The 7,934-nt window shown below is 49.4% G+C and carries 6 protein-coding genes and 1 tRNA gene; 4 read left to right on the forward strand and 3 right to left on the reverse strand.

Annotated features, from left to right (window positions below; all coding sequences use genetic code 11):
• Nucleotides 1-50: 50 nt before the first annotated feature.
• Together KDD36_13975 and KDD36_13980 are read right to left on the reverse strand one after the other, a co-directional pair.
• Nucleotides 51-548 carry a hypothetical protein gene (locus KDD36_13975; protein MCB0397759.1) on the reverse strand — a complete coding sequence of 166 codons (498 nt, stop codon included), beginning with the start codon at nucleotides 546-548 and terminating at the stop codon, nucleotides 51-53.
• A 182-nt stretch (nucleotides 549-730) separates the two neighbouring features.
• Nucleotides 731-803: transfer RNA gene (locus KDD36_13980), tRNA-Met, on the reverse strand.
• Between the two features lie 355 nt (nucleotides 804-1,158).
• Between KDD36_13980 and KDD36_13985 the strand changes: the two genes are divergently transcribed.
• The 4 genes from KDD36_13985 (at nucleotide 1,159) to KDD36_14000 (ending at nucleotide 6,541) form a co-directional block, all read left to right on the forward strand.
• Nucleotides 1,159-1,821: a hypothetical protein gene (locus KDD36_13985; GenBank protein MCB0397760.1), complete on the forward strand. Its 663-nt coding sequence runs from the start codon at nucleotides 1,159-1,161 to the stop codon at nucleotides 1,819-1,821.
• Nucleotides 1,822-1,884: 63 nt separating this feature from the next.
• Complete coding sequence (locus KDD36_13990; protein ID MCB0397761.1) at nucleotides 1,885-2,466, forward strand: PhnA domain-containing protein; 582 nt, start codon at nucleotides 1,885-1,887, stop codon at nucleotides 2,464-2,466.
• Between the two features lie 321 nt (nucleotides 2,467-2,787).
• Nucleotides 2,788-4,650, forward strand: a complete 1,863-nt coding sequence (locus KDD36_13995; GenBank protein ID MCB0397762.1) for a multicopper oxidase domain-containing protein — start codon at nucleotides 2,788-2,790, stop codon at nucleotides 4,648-4,650.
• 154 nt (nucleotides 4,651-4,804) lie between these two features.
• Nucleotides 4,805-6,541 carry an ABC transporter ATP-binding protein gene (locus KDD36_14000; GenBank protein ID MCB0397763.1) on the forward strand — a complete coding sequence of 579 codons (1,737 nt, stop codon included), beginning with the start codon at nucleotides 4,805-4,807 and terminating at the stop codon, nucleotides 6,539-6,541.
• 13 nt (nucleotides 6,542-6,554) lie between these two features.
• On the opposite strand, the gene KDD36_14005 is transcribed toward KDD36_14000, so the two are convergent.
• On the reverse strand, nucleotides 6,555-7,934 hold a 1,380-nt coding region (locus KDD36_14005), incomplete at its 5' end, for a T9SS type A sorting domain-containing protein (protein MCB0397764.1).

The raw sequence follows: 7,934 nt of genomic DNA on the forward strand, positions 1-7,934 counted from the left end.
TACATTACACTGATTCCGGAAAGGTAAGGCCACAAAGCCTTTTCAGCAAATCAGGCTGATCTATTGCATAATTTGGGATCATATGAATCTAGAATAATGAACTCAATTTGATCATATTCGAATGCCAAATCATGAGGTGTTCGCCACTCTCTTTCATGTGAATAGTCACAGGTTGGAAATTCCGTCTTTGTATTTGCAGATTGGGGTCTATAAGCTGGCCAAAATGGTGTAACAAATGGATGTAAATGCTTATGCCAAGTTTGCTTTTTATGTTGATCAGCTATTACATAAAAGACCGGGCTACCATTTCTTGAGAAAATATACGGTTTTGAAAACCCAATGCCATATGGGGAATACTTTTTCGTATGTTTAATAATGCTGGTCCATGGGCATTCAGTAAAACTAACACAAGGTGTATTAGTCCATGGCATTGTAGAAGCTTTAAGTTTTTTTTCATTGAGTATTAGCACTAGTCTTTCATAGGCTGAAATTTCTACTGCCTCTTTGGTAAAATGTGCTAAAAAATTTGACTGATCTGGTCGGTACATGGGAATAGTAAATTCATTCACGATAAATCCTAAAGCCCCTCACTTTCCCACCGTTTTGAAAAAAACGGCACTCCTGAACATCAGCATACTGCATACAGCAACAGCATACAGGATAAAACAACAAGAGCAAGAAGCTCCAACATCGTTCTGTATGCTGTATGCTCTTGCTCTTGCTGTTTTAGTAGCGGGGACAGGACTCGAACCTGTGACCTTCGGGTTATGAGCCCGACGAGCTACCAACTGCTCCACCCCGCAATGTATTTTTATAAGTATTAGAAGTCTTTCAGACTACCATTACTCAACTCATGCTATTTAAAGAACCATTTTACCGATCTCAACCACCGTAGCTTCAGCGAAGGCGGTCGAGCTACCAACTGCGGAATTTATCTACCGAAGCTTCAGCGTAGGTAGACCCCGCAATGTATTTTCTATCCTAAGAACGGTCTCTTTTTCCATTCGTCATCCGAATGTGGAGGGCAAAAGTACAGAAATTTAATGATCCCGCAAAATTGGAATGACAACCATTTTGAAGACAATGATCTTCGGGCATAGCACCCATACGAAACACCCCATTCTTCCGTTCAATGATTTTATCATAAAAACACTACGCATGTTTAAACGAATCTCCCTTGCCCTCACGCTACTCCCCATTTTCACAGTTCACACCATGGGGCAGAATACAATGACCGCCGGCATACATCTGCCACATGAAATACATCTTGGCGCCGATCTCATCAAAACAAACAAAGGATTCTTCGGTGCATACCTGGCCTACCGGCACCCGCTCTCACAATCCTGGTACTATGAAAATGGTCTTGGGGATATATACTACCCGATACTCCGCCAATGGAATCAGCAAAGCATAACCCTACGTCCATACTACGATGTGGTCCATGAAGACAACTCCTTAAAACGACACGGCTTCGTCATGGACCTTACCCTCAGCCGCTCCAATCTTTACATCAGCGATGAGTCAAGGTATGCAGGTTCCAACACCAGCTACTACGCCGAGTTCAGGGAGAACGCCATGAAGGTCGGAGTGGCATACGCCAGGGAAGTTCCCATCCACCAGTCCGGCCTTTCCTTCAGAATGGAACTTGGCATCATGGGCCAACGCATCCTCCGCAAATATGAAATAGAAGGCGCCTACAGTCACCAGGAAGAAACCGATCGCCAGGAAGTGCGTTATCGCCAGGGTGGCATCGTGAGGTTCGGGATCAACTACCGCTGGCATTTGAAACAGAAGGACAGGAGTTCGAATGACACACCATAAATGACAGGTGGACTTAACTGCAACAAAAAACCGATATTGCAGTCCTAAATCCCATGTCTTCCTATGTCTATCCTCGATACCCTCAACGCCCGGTCCAACACCCACTGTGAACTCTGCGGCACCACCAATGATCTGCAACCTTTCGAGATCAGCGGATCGCCATACCAGGACGCCGATGCACACATTCTCGCCTGCCCCACCTGCCGTGAGCAGATCGCAGACCCCGCCAAAACAGACCCCAACCACTGGCGTTGCCTGAACGACAGCATGTGGAGCGAAGTCAACGCCGTGAAGGTGGCCGCATGGCGCATGCTGCACAGAATGCGGGCAGAAGGCTGGCCACAGGACCTGCTGGATATGCTTTACCTCGATGAGGAAATCCTTGCCTGGGCGAAAAACGCTCCTGAGGTCGGGGTGGATGAGAGTACACCCCAACACAAAGACAGCAACGGGGCCATCCTTCAGAACGGGGACACCGTAACCCTGATCAAGGAACTGAATGTGAAAGGCGCCACCTTCGCTGCCAAACGCGGCACAGCGGTACGCAACATCTCCCTCGTCCACGATAACCCCGAACAGATCGAAGGACGGGTGAATGGCCAGATGATCGTGATCCTTACACAATACGTGAAGAAGTCAAACTGATCAACAATCTCCGCCGGGAAAATATCATCCCAAACTAAATACAGATAGTTCGGCTCGTTCCTCACCTCCTACTGCATAAGTTGGGGTAATCTTCGGAACCACCGTTGAATCCGTCCTCCACCGCGTTAATATCCCCCTGTTGATCGCCAAATAGAACGACCCGGGACCCTCTGACAGGAAAGACATCCGTGATAATGTAAAGGGTTAACAAAACTTCATCCTGAGTTTCCCAACAATCATTTCTCCCGCTTTTTTTGTTCTACATTTGGCGCTTAAATTCCTCCGGTAAAGCCATAGTTTATACATCATTATTCTACGACGATGAGAAAATCTCTGCATCGGATTTTATGCGCAAGTTTTATTCTGCTTGCCCAATCCATTCTCGCACAACCCAGCTTCATCAACAAGATTCCCATTCCACCTGTCATTGATGCCGCAACAGATACCATTCGGCTGGAGATGCGTTTGCTGACCACACATAAGTTCAACCCGGCTGATCCGTCAGACACGCTCTTCAATGGAACGGCGAACCAGGATGGTATTGAAACCTGGAGCTACAACCTGGCCGGTGATACCACCATGACCTATCTTGGCCCCACCCTTAAATGGCACACCGGAAAACAGACGGTAATCAAGGTCACCAACCTTCTGCCTCAACCCACCACAACACACTGGCACGGAGCAGAGGTACCTGCCAGTATGGACGGTGGCCCCCATCAACCCATCCCCAGTAATACGTCGTGGTATGTAGACTTCAAAGATCTGGACAGCGCATCTACCATGTGGTACCATCCGCACTACCACAACAACACGTATCCTCAGGTGCAGCTGGGGCTTTCCGGGATGATCATCAGCGAACAGGCTTCTGACCCTATCAACCCCACCCTGCCGCATACCTATGGCATCGATGATATACCGGTGATCATCGGAGACCAGAATTTCAAATATGATAACACCCTCCACATTTATCGGATCGATACTGCAAAAGCCAAACGTCCGTACAACCTGGTAAACGGTGTGACCAATCCATACCTGGAGGTGCCGGCACATCTGGTACGCCTTCGCATCCTGAACGGTTCCACACGCAAAGGCATTCAGCTGGCGGTATCCGATTCATACACGGAAAGCAGCGAGGCTGCCATGGACAACTTCACCCTGGTAGCCACCGACGGCGGATACACGATCAAACCGGACACCCTGAAAACGTTGTTGATGGGTCCCGGAGCACGCGCGGAGATTGTCCTGGACTTGTCCGGCAAGAGCGTCGGCGACACGGTATACCTGCGAAACATGAAGGAGTGGATGCCGGGCTATATTGTTGGTAGTCCCAATACCACCACAGGCCCCGGTGGCGGTAAAGACTCAACAAGTGGCAATGCGTTTCTTCAGTTGAGGATCGTAGCAGACTCCGCCGGTTATAATCCTGTGACTACTTTTACACCTTTTACTTCTGCATGGGACCCCGGTGTGGAAGACACTTCCAACGTAACACGTCACCGCACGAAGCGACTGATAGAAATGCCCGGTGGCGGCTTCACCATCGACAGCCTGACCTACGAGATGATGGTGATCAATGACACCATCTGTGAAGGCGCCAAGGAAATATGGACGGTTAATAACCAGTCGCCTGTATCCCATCCCTTCCACCTGCACAAGATCTTTTTCCGCATTCTGGACATCGACTCCGCAGGCACAATGATTAACCTGGAATCACGCGGATTGAACGGCCCTAAGGATGATGTACTCGTAGGCCCCAACTGGAAACTTCGGTTCCTGGCCAAGTTCGATGACTACCCGAATGCCATTGACCCGATGCTTAGCTATATGTACCACTGCCACATCCTTACGCATGAGGATTCAGAAGGAGGAGGCATGATGCACCAGTTTGTAGTCACCGATGAAGGTGTTTGCGGCACGGTGGATGCTCCGGAAATTGAAAATGCAAGCGACATGCTGCTGTTTCCGAATCCTGCACAAAACACCCTCTTCCTGAAAGGCCGCTCGAACATCGAAAGCACCGTGCGCATCATGGACATCCAGGGACGGTTTGTCCGCAGACAAACACTCCCCGCCTTCCATGGAGTTGTTGCACTTGACATCAATGGTCTGCCCGATGGTTTTTACCTGGTAGAATGGAATACAACGGAAGGGTTCTTCACCCGGAAATTGTTACTGCATCGTTAAATTACCCGTTCCCTTTTTTCCGGAATGCCTTCTGTTTGCTAATAAACAGAAGGCATTCTTTTATCTGCCCTGACAACCCCGCACCGAATATATTTATGCGCTAACTTTGGCGATCCGGATTTATACCGGCATTTCAAATCCCAAATAAAACGCCATGGCCGAAAAAAAAGCCAACCTCCGTGAAGTATTTAAGACCATCATATTACCCCGATGGAAACTCCTCCTCCTCGGATTGGTGTTGATCATCATCAGCAGAATGGCTGCCCTGGTATTACCGGCAGCCTCCAAGTTCCTTCTGGATGATGTGGTAAAACATAATAATTATGAGAAGCTATATGACATCATCCTTTGGGTGGGAGGAGCAGTTACGGTGCAGGCACTGACTTCTTTCCTGCTCACCAAATTGCTGAGTGTGGAGGCGCAATACCTGATCTCACAGTTAAGGGTGCGCGTGCAACAAAAGGTGATCAGTCTCCCCATCAATTTTTTCGATAACAGCAAATCCGGTGAACTCGTTTCCAGGATCATGACAGATGTGGAAGGTGTAAGAAATCTCGTTGGAACCGGGCTGGTGCAACTCATCGGAGGATCAATCACGGCCATCGCATCCCTGGTTTTGATGATTCGCATCAGTCCCTCCATGACCGCTTACGTTCTCATTCCGGTGGCGCTGTTCGGGTTTATCGCATTAAAAGCATTCGGGTTTATCCGGCCCATTTTCAGGGAACGCGGGAAGATCAATGCGGAAGTGACAGGACGGCTCACGGAAACATTGAATGGGGTGCGCGTTGTCAAAGGCTTCAATGCAGAACAACAGGAGATCAAAACATTCGAGGCAGGTGCAGAACGACTTTTCCAGAATGTCAGAAAAAGCCTGACGTCAACGGCACTTGTGACCAGCTCGGCGACTTTTCTATTGGGACTTGCCTCCACCATTATCATGGGTATCGGCGGTTACATGATCATTCATGGCGATCTATCCCCTGGAGAGTTTGTTTCCTTCACACTTTTCCTGGGCTTTATGATCGTGCCTATCGTACAGATGAGCAACATCGGCAGCCAGTTGACCGAGGCGTTTGCCGGACTGGACCGTACACAGGAACTTATGGAGAGGCCTTCGGAACACGATGTCCCCAACCGAACCGTATCCATTGCTGAAGTGAAAGGCGATCTGCGTTTTGACAATGTGTCCTTCGCTTATGAAGAAAATAAGGAAGTCCTGCACAATGTTTCATTTCATGCACCTCCCGGATCAGTGACCGCGCTGGTGGGATCATCGGGGTCAGGAAAAAGTACCATTGCCGGACTGTCGGCATCATTCATGACAGCAGACAGCGGAACGATCACCATCGACGGAATCAACATGGCCAATGTGAAACTTTCCGATTACCGAAAACACCTGGGAGTCGTGCTGCAGGACGATTTCCTCTTTGAAGGTACCATCCGCGAGAACATCATCTTCCCCAGACCGGATTCTACGGAAGAAAAAATACAGGCCGCCGTGAAAGCGGGTTATGTAAGTGAATTTTCCGACCGGTTTGAAGCGGGCCTGGACACGTTGATCGGAGAGCGCGGTGTAAAACTATCGGGTGGTCAGAAACAGCGGGTTGCCATTGCCCGTGCCATCCTGGCGGATCCGAGGATCCTGATCCTGGACGAAGCAACCTCAAGTCTGGACACCGAAAGCGAAGCCTTGATCCAGCAAAGCCTGGCCGAACTTATGAAAGGCAGAACTTCCATTGTGATCGCCCATCGGTTGAGTACCATTCGCAAGGCGGATCAGATTCTTGTGCTGGAACACGGCAAGATCATTGAAAGGGGTAAACACGACGAACTCATCGCCCTGGGCGGACGATACCACGAGCTGTTTACCTACCAGGCAAGAATCTAAAAGAAGATATGGATCAGCGCACAAAGAGATTGCGGCTGTACACTTCATTGTCGGTGACCAATCTGAACTGATAGGCGCCTTCGCTTAGTTGTGATAAGTCTAACTGAAGCCGGTTCATACCTTTCTCCACACCCTGGTATGAACTGATGATATGTTTCCCGGACACATCCAGAATTTCCACGACAACAGTTCCTTCCTCCGGACTGCTTACCGTATAGTAAACACGCCCGTGGGTCGGGTTGGGATATAATGTTAACAGTTCCATTTTGTTCGGATCACCAAACATGACCGCTACAAGAGGGGAATAATGGAAGTTACCGTCAAAGTCGGTTTGCTTGAGGCGGTAGTAGTTCATTCCCGGCAGCGGATCAGGATCTTTGTCTTTATAGCTGATCACCTCCTGGCTGTTACCGGCGCCGGGGCGGGTTAGTATCTTCTCAAAATCATATCCGTTCGATGATCGCTCCACCGTATAGTAGTTGTTGTTGGTTTCACTGGCTGTGATCCATTTAAGGTTTACATGGTCACCTTCTGCAACAGCATCAAAGGACATCAATTCGATAGGCAACCCAACGATGCAACTGATGTCAAAAGATTGCGCATCACTGCAATTATCAGCATCCCAGATCACCAGGTTGTATGTACCGGCGCCTATGCTGCTCAGGTCTTCCGTGGTTTCCCCATTGCTCCAGCTGTAGACAAAGGGTGGTGTTCCTCCGGTTACGGTAATATCTATACTGCCCGTGTTATAATCACAATTGAAGTTCTCCACCTCCACCGCACTTCCACCTGTGCCTCCCGCATCACTGATCGTCACCGAGCCGGCATCCGTGCATCCGTTGTTGTCTGTCACCGTTACCCCGCACATACCCGCAGAAAGATCATTCACAGACTCGGTGGTCTGACCTCCGCACCAGAGATAGGTATAAGGAGCTATCCCACCGGATACCTCCGCCAGACCGGTTCCGTCGCCGCCGCCGTCACACTCGTTGGTGCTGGACGTGGTTACCGTCACCACACCGGGATCCGCAATCGTTGCCTGGGCCACATCGGTACAACTGTTGGCATCGGTTACAGTCAGGGTATATGTTCCGGCGGCAAGTGCATCCGCGATCAAATCGGTTGACCCGTCACTCCAGAGATAGGTATACCCCTGCTGATCGCACGTTACCGAAATGTTGTCGAAATAATAGTATTCATTGGTGTTATTTGAGACGGTCCGGATAATGATATCCAGCAATGATCCGCTGCCGGAGATCGCCTCATCCGCATAAGTGGTAAAGGTGCTGTAGTTGGATACCCCATCCTGACCGGCGCCGCTGACGTCGATGATATTGTTCTCTCCACCGCCATCGATCTCATAATACACCTTGATATAGTCACCTGCTTCGTT

The sequence above is a fragment of the Flavobacteriales bacterium genome (genome assembly GCA_020435415.1).
In the GTDB taxonomy this organism is placed as follows: domain Bacteria; phylum Bacteroidota; class Bacteroidia; order JACJYZ01; family JACJYZ01; genus JACJYZ01.

Excerpts from the sequence above, each read along its gene's own strand:
- KDD36_13975 (MCB0397759.1), bottom strand. The coding sequence starts at position 548 with ATGTACCGACCAGATCAGTCAAATTTTTTAGCACATTTTACCAAAGAG.
- KDD36_13985 (MCB0397760.1), top strand. The coding sequence starts at position 1,159 with ATGTTTAAACGAATCTCCCTTGCCCTCACGCTACTCCCCATTTTCACA.
- KDD36_13990 (MCB0397761.1), top strand. The coding sequence starts at position 1,885 with ATGTCTATCCTCGATACCCTCAACGCCCGGTCCAACACCCACTGTGAA.
- KDD36_13995 (MCB0397762.1), top strand. The coding sequence starts at position 2,788 with ATGAGAAAATCTCTGCATCGGATTTTATGCGCAAGTTTTATTCTGCTT.
- KDD36_14000 (MCB0397763.1), top strand. The coding sequence starts at position 4,805 with ATGGCCGAAAAAAAAGCCAACCTCCGTGAAGTATTTAAGACCATCATA.